At 63.4% G+C, this 19281-nt stretch carries 16 protein-coding genes and 1 pseudogene; 11 read left to right on the top strand and 6 right to left on the bottom strand.

What is annotated here, in order from left to right:
* The first annotated feature begins 2 nt into the window (after positions 1-2).
* The 4 genes from U1839_RS17880 (at position 3) to U1839_RS17865 (ending at position 3613) form a co-directional block, all read left to right on the top strand.
* The gene (locus tag U1839_RS17880) at positions 3-1262 is read left to right on the top strand and encodes a TolC family protein (RefSeq protein WP_332804945.1); all 1260 of its coding nucleotides are present in this window, start codon (positions 3-5) and stop codon (positions 1260-1262) included.
* 73 nt (positions 1263-1335) lie between these two features.
* Entirely contained in the window at positions 1336-1812 is a 477-nt protein-coding gene (locus U1839_RS17875) for a DsrE family protein (protein WP_332804944.1), read from the top strand.
* Between the two features lie 93 nt (positions 1813-1905).
* Positions 1906-2790 (top strand): c-type cytochrome, encoded by an 885-nt coding sequence (locus tag U1839_RS17870; protein WP_332804943.1) that lies wholly within the window; start codon positions 1906-1908, stop codon positions 2788-2790.
* Positions 2791-2950: 160 nt separating this feature from the next.
* The gene (locus U1839_RS17865; RefSeq protein WP_332804942.1) at positions 2951-3613 is read left to right on the top strand and encodes a class I SAM-dependent methyltransferase; all 663 of its coding nucleotides are present in this window, start codon (positions 2951-2953) and stop codon (positions 3611-3613) included.
* Positions 3614-3678: 65 nt separating this feature from the next.
* Here U1839_RS17865 and U1839_RS17860 read toward each other — a convergent pair whose 3' ends face one another.
* Positions 3679-5277, bottom strand: a complete 1599-nt coding sequence (locus U1839_RS17860) for an ATP-binding cassette domain-containing protein (RefSeq protein WP_332804941.1) — start codon at positions 5275-5277, stop codon at positions 3679-3681.
* Complete coding sequence (locus U1839_RS17855) at positions 5274-6881, bottom strand: ABC transporter ATP-binding protein/permease (RefSeq protein WP_332804940.1); 1608 nt, start codon at positions 6879-6881, stop codon at positions 5274-5276. Before U1839_RS17855 ends, U1839_RS17860 begins: the two co-directional genes overlap by 4 nt.
* Positions 6882-6969: 88 nt before the next feature.
* On the opposite strand from U1839_RS17855, the gene U1839_RS17850 reads away from it, so the two are divergent.
* The 6 genes from U1839_RS17850 (at position 6970) to U1839_RS17825 (ending at position 12727) form a co-directional block, all read left to right on the top strand.
* Positions 6970-8547, top strand: coding sequence for a cytochrome ubiquinol oxidase subunit I (locus tag U1839_RS17850; protein ID WP_332804939.1), 1578 nt, complete (start codon positions 6970-6972; stop codon positions 8545-8547).
* A 13-nt stretch (positions 8548-8560) separates the two neighbouring features.
* Positions 8561-9709 carry a cytochrome d ubiquinol oxidase subunit II gene (gene cydB / locus U1839_RS17845; protein ID WP_332804938.1) on the top strand — a complete coding sequence of 383 codons (1149 nt, stop codon included), beginning with the start codon at positions 8561-8563 and terminating at the stop codon, positions 9707-9709.
* A 10-nt stretch (positions 9710-9719) separates the two neighbouring features.
* Complete coding sequence (gene cydX / locus U1839_RS17840) at positions 9720-9821, top strand: cytochrome bd-I oxidase subunit CydX (RefSeq protein ID WP_281126766.1); 102 nt, start codon at positions 9720-9722, stop codon at positions 9819-9821.
* 449 nt (positions 9822-10270) lie between these two features.
* The gene (locus U1839_RS17835; protein WP_332804937.1) at positions 10271-11161 is read left to right on the top strand and encodes a hypothetical protein; all 891 of its coding nucleotides are present in this window, start codon (positions 10271-10273) and stop codon (positions 11159-11161) included.
* Positions 11154-12104 (top strand): sensor histidine kinase, encoded by a 951-nt coding sequence (locus tag U1839_RS17830; protein WP_332804936.1) that lies wholly within the window; start codon positions 11154-11156, stop codon positions 12102-12104. Before U1839_RS17835 ends, U1839_RS17830 begins: the two co-directional genes overlap by 8 nt.
* A complete protein-coding gene (locus U1839_RS17825; RefSeq protein ID WP_332804935.1) occupies positions 12101-12727 on the top strand; it encodes a response regulator transcription factor in 627 nt (208 codons plus the stop codon). Before U1839_RS17830 ends, U1839_RS17825 begins: the two co-directional genes overlap by 4 nt.
* Before the next feature lie 562 nt (positions 12728-13289).
* Here the strand turns inward: U1839_RS17825 and U1839_RS17820 are convergent.
* The 4 genes and pseudogenes from U1839_RS17820 to U1839_RS17805 all read right to left on the bottom strand — a co-directional run bounded on the left by U1839_RS17820 (position 13290) and on the right by U1839_RS17805 (position 17320).
* The gene (locus U1839_RS17820; RefSeq protein WP_332804934.1) at positions 13290-14627 is read right to left on the bottom strand and encodes an IS5 family transposase; all 1338 of its coding nucleotides are present in this window, start codon (positions 14625-14627) and stop codon (positions 13290-13292) included.
* Positions 14628-15057: 430 nt separating this feature from the next.
* Positions 15058-16175 (bottom strand): IS3 family transposase gene (locus U1839_RS17815; RefSeq protein WP_443030634.1). Its coding sequence is split into 2 segments (ribosomal slippage): positions 15058-15923 and positions 15923-16175, totalling 1119 coding nucleotides; the frame shifts between segments, so codons are not numbered across the junction.
* Positions 16176-16255: 80 nt separating this feature from the next.
* Positions 16256-16378, bottom strand: a pseudogene (locus U1839_RS17810) (IS3 family transposase); the annotation flags it as partial.
* Between the two features lie 108 nt (positions 16379-16486).
* Entirely contained in the window at positions 16487-17320 is an 834-nt protein-coding gene (locus U1839_RS17805) for a CDP-alcohol phosphatidyltransferase family protein (RefSeq protein ID WP_332804932.1), read from the bottom strand.
* A 563-nt stretch (positions 17321-17883) separates the two neighbouring features.
* On the opposite strand from U1839_RS17805, the gene U1839_RS17800 reads away from it, so the two are divergent.
* Positions 17884-19149: a glycosyltransferase gene (locus tag U1839_RS17800; RefSeq protein WP_332804931.1), complete on the top strand. Its 1266-nt coding sequence runs from the start codon at positions 17884-17886 to the stop codon at positions 19147-19149.
* The last annotated feature ends 132 nt before the right edge of the window (positions 19150-19281 follow it).

Below are 19281 nucleotides of genomic sequence, written 5' to 3'. Positions count from 1 at the left end.
CGATGATCGTCCGTTATCTGATCCCGGCTGTCGGCGTGGCACTGCTGGCGGTGACGCCCGCATCGGCCCAGAGCCTCGACGACGTCATCGCCGCGGCCATGGCGCATTCGCCGCAACTGGCGGCCGCGAAGGCGCGTGAATCCGCCGCCGAGGCGAGGCTCGACGGCGCCCGCGCCGAACGCGGTCCGTCGCTGCGGATCGAAGGCCAGGTCGGCGTCGGCAGGCTCGACCCGCAGGGCTATTTCGGACTGTCGGCCGACAATGTGACGCCGCGTTCCGCCCAGGCGGTCGCTGAGTTCCCGATCTGGACCGGCGGCCGGGTCGCGGCGGCCGAGCGCCAGGCCGGCGGCGGGCGGGATATCGCGCGGCTGGAAACCGCCGCGCAGACCCTCGATCTGCGGGTTCAGGTAACCCAGGCCTATGCGAATGCGCTTGCCGCGCACCAGCTGGTCCGGCGCTACGAGCAGCTGCAAACCTCGCTCGACGAGGTCGTCCGTCAGGCGGGGCTCCGTTTCAAGGCGGGCGAAGGCACGAGCACCGAGACCGCCCAGGCGCAGGCGCGGCGCGCCGAAGCCGCAGCGGGCCTCGCACAGGCACAGGGTCAGGTCGCGACGGCGAATGCGCGGCTGGCCGCGCTCACCGGCATGACGGTCGCATCCCCCGCCGGATTGCCGGGGCCGCCGGCGACGCCACGCACGGTCGACGACGCGGTCGATCGTGCGATCGCCGGCAACCCGCGACTCCAACAGGCGAAGAAGGCGACCGATGTGGCACAGGGTCGGGTCGACGCCGCGCGCGCCGAGCGGATGCCGACCATCGGCGCCTTCGCCGAGGCGGCCACGGTACGCGACCAGTTCTTCCCCGGCTACAAGGCCAATTCCGCGACGGTCGGCCTGCGGGGGCGGTGGACGCTGTTCTCAGGTGGTCGCAATGCCGCCAGCATCCGCGCGGCCAGCGCCGACATGGCCGCCAGCGAGGCCGACGCGCGCGGTGCGCGGCTGGCGGTCGAAGAGCAGGCGATCGAGGCGTTCGAGGCGGTGCGCACGGCACGCGCGGTGCTCGATGCCGCCCGGGCACGCGTCGCCGCCACTGAATCGGCCCTTGGCGGTGCGCGCCTCGAGGTAAAGGTCGGTGCCAAGCCGCAACTCGCCCTGCTCGACGCGGAACGCGAGGCGATCGAGGCGGAAAGCATGCGGATCAGCGCCGAGGGGCAGCTTCTCGTCGCCAGTTACCGCCTGCGCGCCATCGCCGGGATGGACTGATCGCCCTTGTTTCTGCCAACAATGTGAGCGGTACGCGATGGCAACACCGCGCGTTCGTATCTGGAGACCCGCCTTGTTCAGAGCAATCGCCCTATTCCTCGCGTTCGGTCTCTCGGCCACCGCCAGCGCTGTCGCGGCCCCGGCGAGCGACGTGATGAACGCACCGGTACCAGCGGGCTATTACGTCTTCCAGAAGGTCGTCTATCAGAATGACGGCGGTGGGCCGGACGACCATGCCTATTTCGTGCGGCTGCTCCATCATCTCTCCGCCCATATCGAAGCGACGAACGGTCAGGTCGAGATAAAGGTCGTCAGCTTCGCTGCCGGCGTCAGGCTGTTCCAGATGGCCAAGACCGACGCGCCCCTCGCCAAGGCGGTCGATGGCCTGCGTGCAAAGGGTGTCCGCTTCATGATCTGCCGTAACACGCTCAAGGGCATGGGACTGACCCCGGCCGAGCTTTACGGCGTTCGGGACGAGGACGTCGTCCCGAGCGGCGTCGCCGAAATCGCGCGACTGCAGGGTCTGGGCTTTGTCTATATCCATCCCTGATCGGCGCAGCACGGTCTCCCCGGCGATGGTTTCAGGATAGCCGCGGTGGCGTCACCCCTTCGCATCACGGCACTCGTCGCAGGCGGAACGGGCGTGGTCGCGCTCGGTGTGGGCCTTGGCGTTTCCCTGTCCAGGGCTCCTGCGCCGCCGCGCGCCGAAGCGAAGGAATTTCGGGCCCCGCCAGATACGGCGATCCCCGGCGACGCACTCGGTCGGAGCATATTGCTGGGCCGGGAGATTTTTACGAACACTGCTCGGACGGCCCCGCAATTCGTGGGTAACGATCTTTCCTGCTCGAACTGCCATCTCGATGCAGGGCGCCGGCCCAACGCCTCGCCGCTATGGGCCGCCTATGGGCTCTATCCGCAATATCGCTCCAAGAACGGCCATGTGAACAATTTCGCGGAACGCCTGCAGGAGTGCTTCCGGTACAGCATGAACGGTCGGATGCCCCCCGCCGGCGATCCCGTGCTCGTCGCCCTGGAGAGCTACGCGACGTTCCTGGCCAAGGGCGCCCCGATCGGCGTGACGTTGCCGGGCCAGGGTTTCCTCAAACTCCCCAAGGCCGCCCGAACGCCCGACTATGAGCGGGGTCGAGCGGTCTATGCCGAAAACTGCACACAGTGCCATGGGCAGGACGGTGTCGGACTGAAGGCCGATGGCAAGACAGCCATCCCGCCGCTCTGGGGCGACAGGTCGTTCAACTGGGGTGCCGGGATGGCGCGCATCCCCAACGCAGCCGGGTTCATCAAGGCGAACATGCCGCAGGATCGGCCGGGTGTACTGACCGGCCAGCAGGCCTGGGACGTGGCGGCCTATATCGACGGCAAGCCCCGGCCGCAGGATTCGCGCTACGTCGGATCGGTCGAGGCCACGCGCCAGCAGTTTCACGGAGGGGATCAATCGGCCTATGGGTCAATCGTCGACGGCGTTCTTCTCGGGGGAGACGGACCGCCGAAAGCGATCGCAACGAAATAGCGGAAGCAAGCGCCCCGATAGGCGATAGGCGCAGCCACCAGGGAATGGTGATCCGCTCGCCGTCATTGCCCGGCCGACAGCGGCGGGGTATCGATCGGAGGCTGCCCACACATATCACGGAACTGCCTGGCAGAATCCGCAGAAGGAACGGGAGCGCGGCATGGGCCTGTATTCGGAACGGATCTTTCCCTGGTTCATCGAACGGGCGCTCGACACGCCCGCGATCCGGGCGCGCCGCGCGAAGCTGATCGAGGGCGCCACGGGCGATGTCCTGGAAATCGGATTCGGCACCGGCGCGACGCTTCCCTATTATGATCGCGCGACCGTGAGATCGCTGTCCGTCGTCGAGCCATCGTCCGGCATGAACCGGCGGGCACAGCAACGCATCGACAGTCTCGGCTGGTCGATCAGGATCGAGGCACTGGCCGGAGAAGCCCTGCCCTTCGCCGATGAGAGTTTCGACTGCGTGGTGGTCAGCCTGACGATGTGCACCGTCGCCGACCCGCCGCGCGTGCTGGCCGAGATTTGGCGGGTGCTGCGCCCCGGTGGTAGCCTGCGCTTCTTCGAGCATGTCGCGAGCGCGGATACTGCCCGGCGCAAATGGCAAGACCGCCTCAATCCCGTGCAGCGCGTCGTCGGCGTCGGTTGCAATCTCAATCGCGACACCGTCGCCTATATCCGCGCGGCCGGCTTTGAGTTGGGCCCAGTCGCGCAGCAGATCGAGCCCGCCTTCCCGTTCGCCGACTATATGCCGATCGTCGAGGGCGTCGCGCGCAAACCGGCCCCGGATGCCGCGGGTCAGGGCAACGCCCCGAGGCAGTAACGACCGGTAGAGCAGAATCCCGCCGTGGCCGGCACCGCCGGGCGACGCGCGACCTCGCTTTTCGGTCACGCGGAGAGAAGCAGGACGCGCTGCGCCAGCCCGAGCATTGCCGGCCGGTGCGATACCAGGATCAAGCCTTGCCCGGTTCGCTCGAACCAGTCGCCAAGCCGCTTCACAAGTTCGGTTTCCGTTGCACCGTCGAGCCCTTCACTGGGCTCGTCGAGCAGCAACCATGGCCGGGCCGCCAACAGCCCCCTCGCCAGCGCAAGTCGCTTGCGCTGGCCGCCCGACAGGCGCGCGCCGTCTTCTCCGATCCATTGGGCAAGCCCCTCCGGCAGCGACCGGATCTCGTCGTCGAGGCAGGCGGTGTGGAGTGCGTTCCAGATCTCGTCTTCGCGCAGACCCGGACGGGCGAGCCGCAGATTGTCGAGCACGGTGCCGGCGATCAGCATCGCATCCTGCGGCACCAGCGCGAACAGCTGACGAAGCCGGAACAGTCCGAGATCTCCTGCCGGCACGTCGCCGATGGTGGGCCGCTGCGGCGCATCGGTGCGCAGTCCGGCCAATGTATGAAGCAGGCGGGTCTTGCCTGCGCCCGACACGCCGAGGACCGCAACGCGCTCGCCCCGCGACAGGCATTCTGGCTCGCCGCCAAGGGAAAAGGCGATGTCCGCGTCGGCGAGACGCAGTACCGGCTGGTCCGGCACATCGATCGCTGTCAGGGTCGCCAGGCGGCGGCTGGCATCATCGACCGAAGGCGCGCGGACCTGCGCACGGACATAACCCAGCAATGCCTCGCCCGATGCCGCCGTCGCCAGCGCGGCCATCGCCGCGAGCGCCGGACCGGCGCTCGCGGTCACGATCGCGAGCGCGCTCGCGATGCCGGCGGTTGCGGGAAGAATCGCGCCAACCATGGCCTCCATGCGCGCCTGGCGTCGCAGTGCTTCGTCATGGTGGTTTGCGAGCGATTCGAGCCGGGCCGACACGCGATCCGTCAGGCCATAGACGGCAATCTCCGCCGCCGAGGCGGCATATTCGGTGACCGCGCCCTTGAGGTCATGCACCGCCGTTGCGACGTCGCTGGCGCATCGTGGTAACCGATGCCGCGCCAGTCGCCGGGTCCAGATAGCGCCGCCCGCCAGGGCCGCCGCAACGAGCATGGGCGGCCATGGTCCTGCCAGGGCAGCGAGCGCGATCGTCAGGGCCGCGCCCGCGACCGCGCCGGCGAGCGCGGGCGTTCGCACCAGATGATCCTCGAGCCGGTCGATATCCTGGACGAGCAGCGTCGCAGCGTCGCCACCCGAAAGCTTCAGGGTGCCCTGGGCCTCGGCCATAGCCGCCTCGCGGAACAACAGGCTGCGAAAGGCCGCGAGTGTGGATAGCGACGCACGATGGCTGAGCAGGCGCTCGAAATAGCGCGCGGTCGTCCGCACGATCGCGAGCAGCCTGATCAGCGCGCTTGGAATGAGATAGTTGAACGCGCGCGCGCCGAACGGCCCGGCCGCGCCGGCAATCGCCGCGGCGGTGATGAACCACCCCGACAGCGCGAGGAGACCGATCGTCGCGACGGCAACCGCGACGCCAGAAGCGACGGCCAGCCGGCGCGTGCCCGTCCAGGGCTTGCTGCAGGCGTCGAGCGCTTGCGTCAGGCCGGCGGGCATCATCGGATCGCAACCTTGCGGTCGGCGGCCGCGATCAGTGACGGATCATGGCTCGCGACGAGCACGGCCCGCTCAAGGGCAACCTCCTTCAGCACGGCAATCAGCGCATCGGCGGTGTCGCGATCAAGATCGGCGGTGGGCTCGTCGAGCACCATGAGCGAGCGCTCGACGAGCAGCGCGCGCGCGATGCCGATCCTGCGCCGTTCCCCACCCGACAGACCCGAGCCGCGCGGGTCGATAACGGTGTCCAGCCCGTCAGGACGCGAAGCGATCAGCGCCCCGAGCCCCGCCCGCTCCGCCGCCGCGCGGATCCTGCCCGGGACCGCGTCGGGGCAGGCCAGGGCGATGTTGTCGGCGATCGTACCCGGCAACAGCATGACATGCTGACCTGCCCAGGCGATCACGTGATTGAAGGCACCGGGGTGCATGTCCGCGCCATCGAGCAGCAACCTGCCACTGGCAAGCGGTGCAAGCCCGACGATCATGCCGAACAGCGACGACTTGCCACTCCCGGTCGGGCCGCTCAGCGCGACCATTTCGCCGCGCGCTACCGTCAGGCTGAACGGGCCGACGCTGGTGCCGTCATCATAGCGAATGACCGCCAGCTCGATCTCGAGTGCCCGTGATCCTTCCGGAACAACCGAGATGGCCTTGTCCGGCTCCGTCGGGAGGTCCGCGCACCGTGCGTCGATCGCTGTCATCGCCGCTTCGCCAAGTTGCTTGTCGTGATAGGCAGCGGCCAGCCGGCGGAGCGGCAGATAGAATTCCGGCGCAAGCGCGAGCGCGAATACGGCACGGGGCAGGTCGAGATGTTCGGGCACCCGGAATGGCAACAGGTCGAGCATCTGAAACCCGCAATAGACGGCGACGAGCGCGACCGAGAGCGCCGAGAAGAATTCAAGCGTCCCGGATGAAAGGAACGCGATCCGAAGAACGCCGTAGGTGCGGTCGGCGACTTCCTGAACGGCGGTATCCACCTGCCGCGCGACGCGCTCTTCGGCACCGAAGGCGAGAATGATCGGCAAGGAGCGGACGCGATCGACGAACAGGCCCGACAGCCGGCCCAGAGCCGATACCTGCGCATCGGCGGCCTGGCGCGCGGCGCCACCGGCGAGCACCATGCCCAGACCGAAGGGCAGAAGGGTCGCGACAAGGATCGCGGCCGAGACCGGGCTGGCGAGCATGACCATGGCGGCAACGAGCAGAGGCGAAACTACCGCTGCACGCCGCAGCGGCTCGAACCGGCCCAGATAAGCGGTCAGCGCGCCGACCTGGTCGACCGCGGTCGCGACGTCTTCGCCGAGCAGGCGGCCCGGCACGCGCCGCGATCGAAACAGCGCCGGAAAGAGGCGGCGGCGCACCTGTGCCTTCGCCCGGTTCGCAGCCTCGATCCCGCTATCTTCGACCCGTGCCTGCACCCAGGCGCGCGCGAGCGCCGCGACCGCCATGGTCCCCGCCGCGATTAGGGACAAATACGAAGTGCCGGCGAGCAGGAAATGGAGTGTAGCCGCCAGCGCGACCGCGAACAGCGCCGCAAGGAAAGCGTCGATGATCCACCACGCCAAGGGCCCGCGAACGATGCGAGACGGGACAGCTGAGCCGGTCATGCGAGCGCTATTTACACAATTTCGTTCATACAGTAATTGAAATCTGCCGCCGGTGCTGCCGGACCGAGTCTAGAGAAGGACGCCAGCGATGGACATGGCCGTAGTCGAGCTTTCCCGCCTGCAATTCGCATTGACCGCGCTCTATCACTTCCTGTTCGTCCCGCTGACGCTCGGCCTGTCCTTCATGCTCGTCATCATGGAAAGCCTCTACGTAATGACCGACCGCCCGGTATGGCGGCAGGTCACCCGCTTCTGGGCCAAGCTTTTCGCGATCAATTTCGTCCTTGGTGTGGCTACCGGCCTCACCATGGAGTTCGAGTTCGGCATGAACTGGGCGTATTATTCGCATTATGTCGGCGACATTTTCGGCGCCCCGCTGGCGATCGAAGGCCTGATGGCCTTCTTCCTCGAGGCCACGTTCGTCGGCGTGATGTTCTTCGGCTGGGACAAGCTCTCGAAGCAGGCCCATCTGTTCACGACCTTCATGGTCGCCCTGGGGTCGAACCTGTCGGCGCTGTGGATCCTCGTCGCCAATGGCTGGATGCAGCACCCGACGGGATCGGCGTTCAACCCGGCCACGATGCGCATGGAAGTCACCGACTTCGCCGCGGTCATCTTCAATCCCGTCGCCCAGGCAAAGTTCGTCCACACCGTCAGCGCCGGTTATGTGACCGCATCGGTCTTCGTGCTCGGCGTGTCCTGCTATTTCATGCTCAAGGGCAAATGGCTCCCGCTCGCGCGGCGCTCCTTCACGGTCGCCGCCGCGTTCGGCCTCGCCTCGTCATTGTCGGTCGTCGTGCTGGGCGACGAGAGCGGCTACGCCCTCACCGATAATCAGCGCATGAAACTCGCCGCGATCGAGGCGATGTGGCACACCGAACCCGCGCCCGCCGGGATCGACGTGTTCGGCCTGCCCAGCAACAGCCGGCACGAGACCGGATATGAAATCAAGGTTCCCTATGTCCTGGGCCTGATCTCAACGCGCAGCCTGACCGGCGAAGTCACCGGCATCACCGAACTCGTCAGCCAGGCCCGCGCACGGATCCAGCATGGTATCCTGGCCTATGACGCCGTCGAGCGCCTCAAGGTGAATCGCACCGACCTCGCTGCGCGCGCGCAGTTCGAGGAGGCGAAGGGCGATCTCGGCTATGCGCTGCTCCTGAAACGCTTCGTCGCCGATCCGCGCCAAGCCGACGCCGCGACGATCGACAAGGCGGCGTGGTCGACCGTGCCCAATGTGCCGGTCATGTTCTGGCTATTCCGCGCCATGGCCGGCCTCGGGTTCGGATTCATCGCCTTTTTCGGCTTCGCCTTCTGGTTCGCCACAAAGCGGCAGTTCGACCGCCGCTGGTTCCAGCGCATCGCGGTCTGGATCATCCCGCTGCCGTGGATCGCGATCGAGTTCGGCTGGCTGCTGGCCGAGATCGGCCGCCAGCCCTGGGCGATCGACGGCGTGCTGCCGACCTTCCTTGGCACCTCCGATCTCGGTGTGGCGCAGATCTGGACCACGATCGCCGGTTTCACGCTCCTCTACGGCACGCTCGCCGTGATCGAGGTTCGGCTGATGCTGCAGGCGATCGGCAAGGGTCCCGAACCCGTCACCGAGCCTGCGGACGATCTCACGAACGCCCATTCGGGCGGCTACGCCCCGATCGCGGCGGAATAAGGAGTTCATGCAGATGGCCATTCCCCTCGACTATGAAACGCTCCGGGTCATCTGGTGGGCGCTGATGGGCATCTTGCTCATCGGCTTCGCACTGACCGACGGTTTCGATCTCGGCGTCGCGACGCTGCTCCCCTTCGTCGCCCGGACCGACGCCGAACGCCGTATAGTCATCAACACGGTCGGCCCGACCTGGGAAGGCAACCAGGTCTGGCTCATCCTTGGTGGCGGCGCGATCTTCGCCGCGTGGCCGTTTGTCTATGCGGTGAGCTTTTCAGGCTTCTATCTCGCGATGTTCCTCGTGCTGGCCGCGCTGATCTTGCGCCCGGTAGGCTTCAAATATCGCTCGAAGCACGCGGACGCTGGATGGCGATCTCGCTGGGACTGGGCGCTGTTCGTCGGCGGCTTCGTTCCCGCGCTCGTGTTCGGCGTCGCCGTCGGCAACGTCCTGAGCGGCGCACCCTTTCGCTTCGACGGGGATCTGCGCCTGCACTATGCCGGCGGTTTGCTCGGCCTGTTCACCCCGTTCACGCTCCTCGCCGGTCTCCTCTCGGTAGCGATGATCGTGCTGCACGGCACCGCTTGGCTGTCGATGAAGGTAGAGGACGGCGCCGTGGCCGACCGCGCGCGCGGCTTCGGCAAGATCGCGGCGATCGCGGTCATCCTTCTCTATGCGACGGGGTTCGCGATGATCACCTATACCGGCCTTGGCCATCGGATGAGCGGCTTGATCGACCCGGCGGGTCCATCGAATCCGCTGGACGGCGCCAGCGTCCATGCCGCCGGCGCCTGGCTCGACAATTACCGCGCCTATCCGTGGATGATCGTCGCACCGGTCGCGGGGTTTGTCGGCGCGATGTTCGGCTATGTCGGGCACCTGCGCCGGTCGCCCGTCATCGCATTTGCCGGCTCGAGCCTGGCGACCGTCGGGATCATCGCGAGCGTCGGCGCGTCGATGTTTCCCTATATCCTGCCAAGTTCGATCGACGCCAATTCCAGCCTGACGGTGTGGAACGCCTCGTCCAGCCACATGACGCTGTGGATCATGCTGCTGGCGACGCTCGTCTTCCTGCCGATCGTCCTGCTTTACACCGCCTGGGCCTATCGCGTGATGTTCGGGCGGGTGACGTCCGAAGCCGTTCTCACCAACCCCGACTTCTATTGAGGAACCTGTCATGTGGTATTTCGCCTGGATCCTCGGCCTCGGCCTCGCCGTCGCCTTCGCGATATTGAACGGCCTGTGGCACGAGATACACTCCGTGCCGGAAGAGGAATAGGCGGCGCTGTCGATATCGACCGCACGCGCTCCGCGCCGCGCCGCCGCAGTCCATGCGATCGCCTTGGGCCCCACCCGGGCCGTCGATTTCGGCCGGTACGCGGGTGTCGGCGGGGCGGCAAGAACGCAGGATCAAAGGTTGCCGGACCCCGGACCGCACTGTCCACAATCAGGCGGCGATGCCCCTCCGAGCCGTCAGGGAGCTGCGTTAGAGCCGGCCGACCGTAGATGTCCCGACCAACGGCACTTCATCACCAGCTGCCGGGCGCGACACCGATCGGGGCGCCGACGGCCCTAATGCGGCGGCGACTTCACGGTGCCCAGCCAATGTCGCGGGCTTAATCCGATGGGTCAATAAAGGTTCTATATCGAAAGTTATGTATCCTGCTGGCAAATTGATATAGGCCCGAAGCCAAACGGGGGAATGCGGCATCGGTGAAGCGCCCTCGCTTGGCGATACTGCTGACCTATCTCGCGGCAGCAGGGGGAGTGTTCGTGCTGCTGCAAACCCAACCTTTCGACCGGCTGATGTCCAAGCTTGGTGATTCGCGTGGCTTGGGAGGCGATCGGCGCCTCGCGGTGTGCGGCACACATCGCAGCGGCACGACGCTGCTCGGCGCACTGTTGTCGGCAGATCCTCGCAGCTGCCAGATTTTCGAACCGTTCAATCCCGTTTTCGGGATCGAGGAAGCGACCCGCAGCTTCATCGCGGCCGATTGGCCGATCAATCAGTGGCACGGGGTGATCGATCGATTTCTTGCTGGGGAGAGGATACGTTTTCGCCGTCCGGCCAGCAATAACAATCGGCTGGCGCGATGGATCAAGGGCACGCGCCTGACCCGTGAATATGCCGCGGCCAGGCTCTTTCGTCCGAGCCGCCTGGTGATCAAATGCCCGTTCATTTCGCTGTCGAGTCAGTATCTGATCGATCGCCATGGCGTTCAGGTCGTGTTCGCGGTCAAGCACCCCGCTTCGTTTTTCGTGTCGTTGCGCCGGGTCGGCTGGGACGAGGTGCTGCCACTGGACGACCTGGTTGCCCAGGGTGTGATCGACGCCGCGACGTGTGATGCCGCAACCACGTCAGCGGCGCGCGCCGGACTCTTCTGGAATGTGATCAACGCCCACGCACTGGACACACAGCGCCGCTATCCGGCCGCGGCGACAATCTGGTCGCACGATCGCTTCTGTCGCGATCCCGACGCCGAAATGTCACGCCTCACGGAAGCACTGCACATCGATTACAGTCGAGCGATGAAGCTGGCGGTTATATGTAGCGACGCGAACGGATGGCAGGTTCGAGCAGGAAAAATTCGGACCGAAAGAATTCCCACCCTTGGTTGACGAGGACATCGGCAAGCGCCCGTTTCTGTTCGACATCGCCGAACATCGCGTGCTCATTCTGCGCGAGGGTTTGCGACAGGCGATCTCCGGCCGAAATCCGCTCAAGAGCGGCTTCGCTGCCCGGTTCGGGATCGATGCCGGCTTGGGTATCCCCATTCGGACCGATTCTTACGAAGGCTATCTGTTTGCCTCGGATATTTCCGGGGTGTCCTCCGATGACCTTCGATTGGCCGAGATGGTCGGCGAGGAAATATCGACGGCCTTCGAACGATCCGCCCTGTTTTCCGCAACGCGTGAAGCCGCCGCCACGCGAACACGCGGTTTACTGGCGCGGGACCTGCACGACAGCGTCGTCCAGTTCCTCGCAGGGTTGGGACTGAGACTTGAAGGCCTGAAGCGAAGCGCGGGCGATTCACCTGCGATCGTCGAGGAAGTTAATGATATGCAGCACCAGCTCATCCAGGAACAACAGGACCTGCGCGGGCTGATCGCCGCGCTGCGAATTGCCGGCCCATCCGACCCTTACCTCGGCCTTGCCGACAGGTTGCTGGAGCTTGGCGTGCGGCTCGAACGTCAATGGGACGTCAAATGCGATTTAGAGCTTGATGCCTCGCTCTCCATCGTTCCGACGCGCCTCCATCACCATGCCGAGCAACTGGTCCGCGAAGCCGTAGCCAACGCGGCCAGGCACGGGCAGGCAGCGAGAGTCATCATCGCCGCGTCGGTGTTGGAAGGGCATATGAGGCTGAACATTAGTGATGATGGCCAAGGCTTCCCGGTCGAAGGGGAGTTTGAGAACGAAGCCCTTGATGAGGGCAAGATCGGCCCCCGCTCATTGCATGAACGTGTCCACCTGTTGGGAGGCACCATGCGGTTGAGTTCAAGTCGAGAAACGGGCTCCAAGTTATGTCTGATATTACCGCTTGAGGGACATCCGGCGTGACGCGCATTCTGATCGCCGACGACCATCCGATAATCCTGTCGGGCGCAGAAGCACTTTTGCGAGGAACCCGGTTCGAGATCATCGCGACATTCCCCGACGGCGACGCGCTTCTGGAGCAGCTGGCCGAGCTAAGGCCCGAGATGATCGTTCTGGATGTGCAAATGCCGCGCTGCTCGGGGCTCGATGTGCTGAGAGCGCTGCGTCGTCGGAACGACGACCTCCCGGTAATTCTCCTCACCGCCGCGATTGACGAGCGCGAAGCACGCGAGGCGATCGGGCTGGGGGTCAACGGCCTTGTCTTGAAGGACACCGCCCCCGGGTCGTTGGTCCATTGCCTTGAAGAAGTGGCGCAAGGACGTCGATGGATCGATCAATCCATCCTCCTGCGTGCACTCGATGCCAGTCTTGAAAGTGAGGAAATAGCGCCGACGCCGCTGGCCGCGCTTAGTCAGCGCGAAAGAGAGATCATGAACCAGGTTGTGCAGGGGCTGAGAAACCGTGAGATTGCGGCGCTGTTCGGCATCACTGAGGGAACGGTCAAAGTGCATCTGCACAAGGTCTATGAAAAGCTGGGCGTGAGCAGCCGAACCGAATTGGTGATACTGATCAACAGGATGACGTAAATTCCACGCGGTATTTTCAGCGCTGATTTCCGTCATTCGCGACACCAACGGCGCCACCGCGATTGAGTATGGACTGAAGGCGGTTCCCGTTGCGCGCCTCGTCGGTGTGCCAGCGTCGCGCTTTCAGCCGGAATCCGCTAGAGCGGCGAAATCCAGTCCCCGCCTTGAGCCTCAGCGGCTCAACGAGCACGCCAATGGGTGCGGGCGTGGTTGAGATTCGGGAATGCAAAAAGGTCTGATCTCGCCGAAAGGCAATACGTGGCACTATCCATGGTACGACACGTCATTTGCGCCATAAGATGGTTTGAAATCATGTTATTATGGAAATAGTATGAATCCTCCCGCTCCGCCAAGTCTCCTATTTATCTCAGTTAATTCAAGATATTAGGAGTCGCGCGTGATCCACGCCCAACATATCAACCAACATTGTTGATTGTGTGCGATTGCTGATCGTGACGCTATAGGTGTCCGATGCTCGATAGTCGTCCGTGAACAATGCGTTTTGGCCGGGCGCGGCGACGAGCGCGATGGCGACGACGGTCCGGCGTCGATGGCCGTTGCTTCAAGCGGGGGCGCGTATTGGCTGCAGGGTTGAGAGCCATGCCGTGACCAAGGCACGCCAAAGGGCGATGAGCCAGGCGACGAGCAGTCGCATATTATGACCGGCGGCGACGAGGAGGGCGTTGATGGCGTCTCCTTGGGTGCCGGCCAGGTGATTGCGCTCGAGCAGGCCATCGGATTTGGTGTGGCCGATGATGGGCTCGACGGCGCTGCGGCGTCTCAGCTCGCGGCGGATGGTGGGCGATGTGATGCCGCGCATGCGCGAGATGAAGACCTGGGTTTTTCCCTTGTGGCCGTGACCTTGATAGCCGCGATCGACATAGGCGCGTTCGATCGTGATGTCGGTCAGACGCTCGACCTGTTCGATCTGGCCGGACAGGGTGTGGCCGTCATATGGGCTGCCGGGTAGCGCCCGCATGCCGATGATGAACTGGCCGCCGGCGGTGCGTGCGTTGGTCACCGCGATCGATGTCTTGACCCCGAACTCGTAGCGGGTGCGGGCCTTGCCCTTGCCGATGCATTCGACCTCGGGCGCGTGGAGCGCGTAGAGCTTGTTCTTGTCGTCGCGCTTCTGGGCGAGCAGCCGCCCGACCCGGTTACGGGCGACCGCGAAGGCCGTCTCAAGGGCGGCATCGCCTGCGATCTTGCGGCCGATGTCGCGATCGAGCCGGCCGAGCCAGGTGCGCATCTTGCGCACCCAACGCATCGCCTGGGCATGGCGACCGCCATGGAGCAGTCGGGAGACATCGACCCGGGCACGCCTGGCGACGCGCAGGAAGGACTGGCGCAGCTTGATGCCGTGGCGCTTTGCAAGCCGGTTGAGCCATTCGATCCCGCGCAGCAGCAGATGGCTGTCGGTCGGATGCGCCACCGCCTTGGTCTGGACCGTCGTATCGATCGTCACGCGCGTGCACGCCGATGGCGTCACCGCCTCGGTGCGGGTCGCCACCGCGATCGTCTCGGCCAGCAGAAGCTCAAGCTTGTCCGGCCCGATCCGTCCGCGCCAGCGCGTCATCGACGAGCGGTCGAACGGCAGCTTGTGACAAAAGTGCTCCTGGCCGCAGAAAAACTGCCAATACGGGTTCTCGACCCAGCGCGCGCAGACCTGCTCGTCGGACAGGCCCTCCATGTGCTTGAGCAGATGCAAGCCGGCCATCAGCCGCGTCGGCAGCCCAGGACGCCCCTTCAGCGGCGTGTAGAACCGCCCAAACGCTTCATCGAAGCGCGACCAGTCGACCAGCAGGGCCAGCTTCACCAGCGGATGTTCGAGGTCGAGCATGTTGTCCAACCGGCTCTGGAACAGCTCAAAAGCACCAGGCTGGGACTTCTTCGGCGGCATGGCAGGTCCTCGTCGTTCCTTTGCATCGACGAGTGAATCACAGCTGGAAACCGAACGAAACCCCTTCCCGCAGGCGTGCGCGAAATAACAAGCTTTTCAGCCGAAAACCGCCCAAGCCTTGCGAAATCGAATACTTGATAACCTACAAAAATCACCGTCTATCAGTAGCTTCCGTATTTTTCACGGGCGACTCGATACTTGGAGGCGCGAACGACAGATTCGAAGGGTGCTTCGAGGCATCGCTCGGCAGCGCGTGGCACTTTTTTTCAAGGAAACAGACACTTGGATCATTGAATGCGCGCTCCAACGTGACGATCGGGTCGAAGCGGATTTAGCGACCTGCTGACGTGCCCCCCAACGTTCATCCAGCCAAAACTAGAGTCCGCTCGTGGTTGAGCTGCTACCCGATCTTGGACCACCCGGCTGGGCGTCATCCAGTTCCTGCCGGCAGCGGCGGGCCATGTGCCGCTGGCCGGTTCACCAGCGATATCGGCGGCTTATTGCCGATCGCGCTATGTGGCCGCACCTCGTTATAGTCTCTACGCCAAGTCTCGCATTTTCCGACCGCGTCGTCGAGGCTCATGAACCAGTGCTGGTTCGGGCATTCCGCCCGGAACTTGCCGTTGAACGATTCGATGAACGCGTTGTCGGTCGGCGTGCCAGGCCGAGAGAAGTCCAGCGTGACGCCTTTCATGTACGCCCACAGGTCAAGGTCTCGGGAGACGAACTCGCTGCCCTGGTCCACCCGGATCGAGGCCGGATAGCCAACCTCACCGCATACGCGGTCCAGCACCTCGATGACGTCGGGCGCGCGGAAGCTGAACTGCGGCACCACCGCTGGCGAGAACCGGCTGAAAGTGTCGATCACCGTCAGGATGCGCAGCTTTGATCCCGTCGCCAACTGGTCATAGACGAAGTCCATCGCCCATACTTCATTCGAACAAGACGCCGCGCAGCGGCCTTCTCTCAGCTTTGCCTTCACCCGACGTTTCGGCGGTTTGTGTCGCAGCTGCAGCCCCAACTCCTTGTAAAGCAGATAAACCCGCTTCGCGTTCACGTCCCAGCCCTCGCGCCGGAGTAGTACATGGATCCGGCGATAGCCGTAGCGCACCCGCGTCGCGGCGATCTCCTGCATCCGCTTCTTCAGGTCGGCCTGATCCGCGCGGCAGCCACGATAGTGGTAGCTCGATCGTTCGGCCCGGAGCACACTGCATGCCCGTCTGATGCTGACGGACCAGATACTCCGGACATCATCGACGAGCTGGCGCCGCCGATCAGGCCTCAGAGCTTTCGCGAGACGACATCCTGCAGCATCGCCTTGTCGAGCGACAGGTCCGCCACCAGCCGCTTCAGCTTCGCGTTCTCATCCTCGAGTTGGCGCAGCCGACGCATCTCCGACGGCATGAGCCCGGCGTACTTCTTGCGCCACGCATAAAATGTCGCGTCGCTGATCCCGGCCTTGCGGCATACCTCACCGATCGTCGTGCCGTCCTCGGCCTGCTTCAACACGAACGCAATCTGCGCCTCGCTGAACCTCGATCTCTTCATCGCTCCCTCCGTCAGATGACCCTCAATTCTAAACTGGAATTTTCCAGCTCAAAACGGTCCAGGAAACGGGCAGCAGGTCATATCTTATCCGAGATCGATACCACCGCCGCCCATCGAGATGGGTGATCCCGCTCATGATCGAATACCATCCGTACCGCACGCTCGCGGACTTCCGGCGCAAACTTGTTCGTTGTCTTGCTCATACAGGCTCCACCTCCTCAGGAGCTGGAGCCTCCGGCAAACCCGGGGCGGTTCACTGGAGGTACAAGACTTGGCACAAAGCGCGTCCCTTCGGCGACACGGCAGGGCGCTTACTTGTCGAGTATCGGCCGGAACCGACGAGTATCCGACCAGACCTTCCACATGAAGGCCATAAATACCAGCGACCATAAGGCGAAAACCGTGATGTCGATGCGGCGCATGCCCATGAAACGGGCGTCGATCAGCCCGGGGCCGCACCACAGCGCGAACACCGCCCAGGCCGTCAGCAGCAGGCGCAACTCGGTCGCACCCATCCCGTAATAGGACAAGTGATGGGTCTTGAGGATCAGCACCTTGAGATAGGTAAAGCTGCTCATCAGCAGATACATGGAAAGCGCGAGCAGGGCGGAAAGCAAGGTGAAATATGGAGAAAGACCCAGCCCGACGAAGATGAAGGTCTGCGAGATAAGGTCGCAGGAGTGATCGAGGAAATAGCCGAAGTCCGGCCGTTCGATCTTGCGATAGCGGGCGAGCGTTCCGTCAAGCGAGTCGCCGAGCCAGTTCAGGAAAAGCCCCAAGATTGCGAGCGAAACGAACCAAGGTGAGGCGCGACTGGCGGCGAATCCCGTCATGACCAGGAAGGCGCCGACCAGCCCCAGCAGGGTCAACTGATCGGGGGTTGCTGCCGATGGTGTCCGCGCGGCCAGCCACAGCAAAACATTGCGTTCATGGGTTGCCAGGAAGCTGTTGTTCACCCGCACATGGTGGACAGGCTGACTCGGTTCCTCGACTGGCGCAACTTTGATAGTTTTCTCCGATTTTGCAGTTGCTTCGCTGGCTCCCTGAGGATTTTCGAACTGAATTGGAGCCAGTTGCGCCGACGCCGTCGTGAGACCGGAGGGGAGAAATTCCTGACCCGGTCCATCGATTTGGTGGAGCTTCAAATGCGAATCCTTTGCGTGCGAATTGCCGGGGGGCCAAAACATCCAAAATGGATGTTATTGCGTGCGCTTTCACCTTATACTCTCGTGAGTTACGCAACGATATTATCGCAAGGCGGAATAGGCGGGCGACGAATCGAAAGCAAGTCGGGACGGGTTTTCTCGGACCAAAAATCCGTGCGAATCGATCACATAAGCGCAGCATTCGGATGGAAACGCCGGTATATGGAATATAACTTCACGCATCTGGCGTTCGTGGGGCTATGTATCAATTGGAAGTCGTGTCAGTTTGGCTAGTTTCCGAGTTCTCTGTCTCAGTCTTGTTAATATAAAAGAGAAATTGTAGTGCCTACTAATCTTCGCGAATTGCCAATAATAATTCGGGAAGTGCGCATAAATTGGCCGAAATTTCTCGATATATTATGTGAGTTTTAGATTATTGAAACGTAGATTTAACATATTAAATTAAACGAAAATTTTGAAAAGGCTTATTTCAATTGATTGCAAAATTTTTTGGGAGTGCAAACGACGGCCCAACCACACGGCCAGTTATAGCTTATGACGTAATGAGACTATTTATCGCGCCGGCATTTTTAACGCCGCGTGGTATAGATAGAGTTGATCTAGCGCTCGCCCGTCATTTTTTCTGCGATGAATCCAATCAGAATGTCGGGGTATTGCCAACACCTGCTGGCGTCTATGCTTTTTCGGCGACGCAGGTCAGGCATTTGTTAAATTATATTCAGGAGTTGTGGGCGGAAGATCCAGGGCCCGCGAGCAACATTCAGTTGCAATCGTTGTCGGATAGGATCGCACGCCGGCAGGATGACGCACCGCCGGTGGCGGCTGTGCCGTCCCTTCTTTTCCGGGAAAAGGTCTGGCGTATGTTGGGCATGCTTCGCGCGACCAGCTTGTTTCCTCATCGTTTTGCGGGCTCGGCGGTACCCACCGGCGCCGTTTATCTGAATATCGGGCAGTTGGGGCTGGCGATGCCATCCTTCTTCAACTGGCTCGCGAAGCGCCCTGACATCACCCGCGCAATGATGGTGCACGATGCAATCCCCATCGACTATCCGCATCTGGTCGGGGGCAAGGCACCCATACATCATAAGCAGATGATCCGCACCGCGGCAGAACATGCGGATTGCATGATCTTCAATTCCACATACACACGTGACAGCGTGACAGCGGTGATGCGGAACTTGGGCCGGGCCTGTCCGCCGGCGCTGGTGCGATCGCTGCCCTTGCCGGCGGCCTTCGTTGAGGTCGAAGCCGGCGTCGCAGCGTTGGCGGGCACGCGCTATTTCCTGGCGGTTTCGACCATCGAGCCGCGCAAGAATTTCGCCTTGCTGCTGCGCGTCTGGCAGCGTTTCGTCGCGACCATGGGGGCGGCGGCGCCGCATCTCGTCATCGTCGGCTCCCCCGGAAAGGATGCCGGCAATATTCTGGCGCCGTTGGAGTCCAATTCCGCTCTGGCCAGCCGGGTTCATCATGTGGTCGGCCTCTCGAGTCCGGCGCTCGCCTCGCTGTTGCTGGGGGCTACGGGCATGCTATGCCCCTCGCTCGCGGAAGGCTTCGGCCTGCCCCTGCTTGAGGCGAGCGCGATGGGCGTGCCGGCGATCGCCACGGATAATCCGGCCCATCGCGAAGTGGCGACCGCAACGACGGTCCTGTTGCCGGCGGACGATGACGACGCCTGGGCGCGGGTGATTGCGGCGTTGCCCGACGTGGGAACGCGCCGACGTCCCCTCATCCCCTTTGCCATGACCGAAGCCGCCTATTGCGCCGACATCGTCGATTTCGTCAGCGGCATCCGGGCGCGGTCAAATTAAATTGACCGTGCTCTTGAGCAGGAAAAACGGAGGGAATCTGCCCGATAGTCTGGAGAAGCTTGGTCGGCTCGTCGGACTTTGCGGTCGCCACATACATCATATCCCTGTTTTCAAGGATGAAGTTCAGCGTGA

Source organism: Parasphingomonas halimpatiens, from assembly GCF_036663795.1.
Taxonomy (GTDB): Bacteria; Pseudomonadota; Alphaproteobacteria; order Sphingomonadales; family Sphingomonadaceae; genus Sphingomonas.
The sequence above is the reverse complement of the archived record's forward strand: the minus strand, read 5'-3'. Positions and strand labels throughout refer to the sequence as shown.

Bases quoted from the DNA above. Each gene is read 5' to 3' on its own strand.
- U1839_RS17880 (WP_332804945.1), top strand. From the start codon at position 3: ATGATCGTCCGTTATCTGATCCCGGCTGTCGGCGTGGCACTGCTGGCG.
- U1839_RS17865 (WP_332804942.1), top strand. From the start codon at position 2,951: ATGGGCCTGTATTCGGAACGGATCTTTCCCTGGTTCATCGAACGGGCG.
- U1839_RS17860 (WP_332804941.1), bottom strand. From the start codon at position 5,277: ATGATGCCCGCCGGCCTGACGCAAGCGCTCGACGCCTGCAGCAAGCCC.
- U1839_RS17855 (WP_332804940.1), bottom strand. From the start codon at position 6,881: ATGACCGGCTCAGCTGTCCCGTCTCGCATCGTTCGCGGGCCCTTGGCG.
- U1839_RS17850 (WP_332804939.1), top strand. From the start codon at position 6,970: ATGGACATGGCCGTAGTCGAGCTTTCCCGCCTGCAATTCGCATTGACC.
- cydB (WP_332804938.1), top strand. From the start codon at position 8,561: ATGGCCATTCCCCTCGACTATGAAACGCTCCGGGTCATCTGGTGGGCG.
- cydX (WP_281126766.1), top strand. From the start codon at position 9,720: ATGTGGTATTTCGCCTGGATCCTCGGCCTCGGCCTCGCCGTCGCCTTC.
- U1839_RS17820 (WP_332804934.1), bottom strand. From the start codon at position 14,627: ATGCCGCCGAAGAAGTCCCAGCCTGGTGCTTTTGAGCTGTTCCAGAGC.
- U1839_RS17800 (WP_332804931.1), top strand. From the start codon at position 17,884: ATGAGACTATTTATCGCGCCGGCATTTTTAACGCCGCGTGGTATAGAT.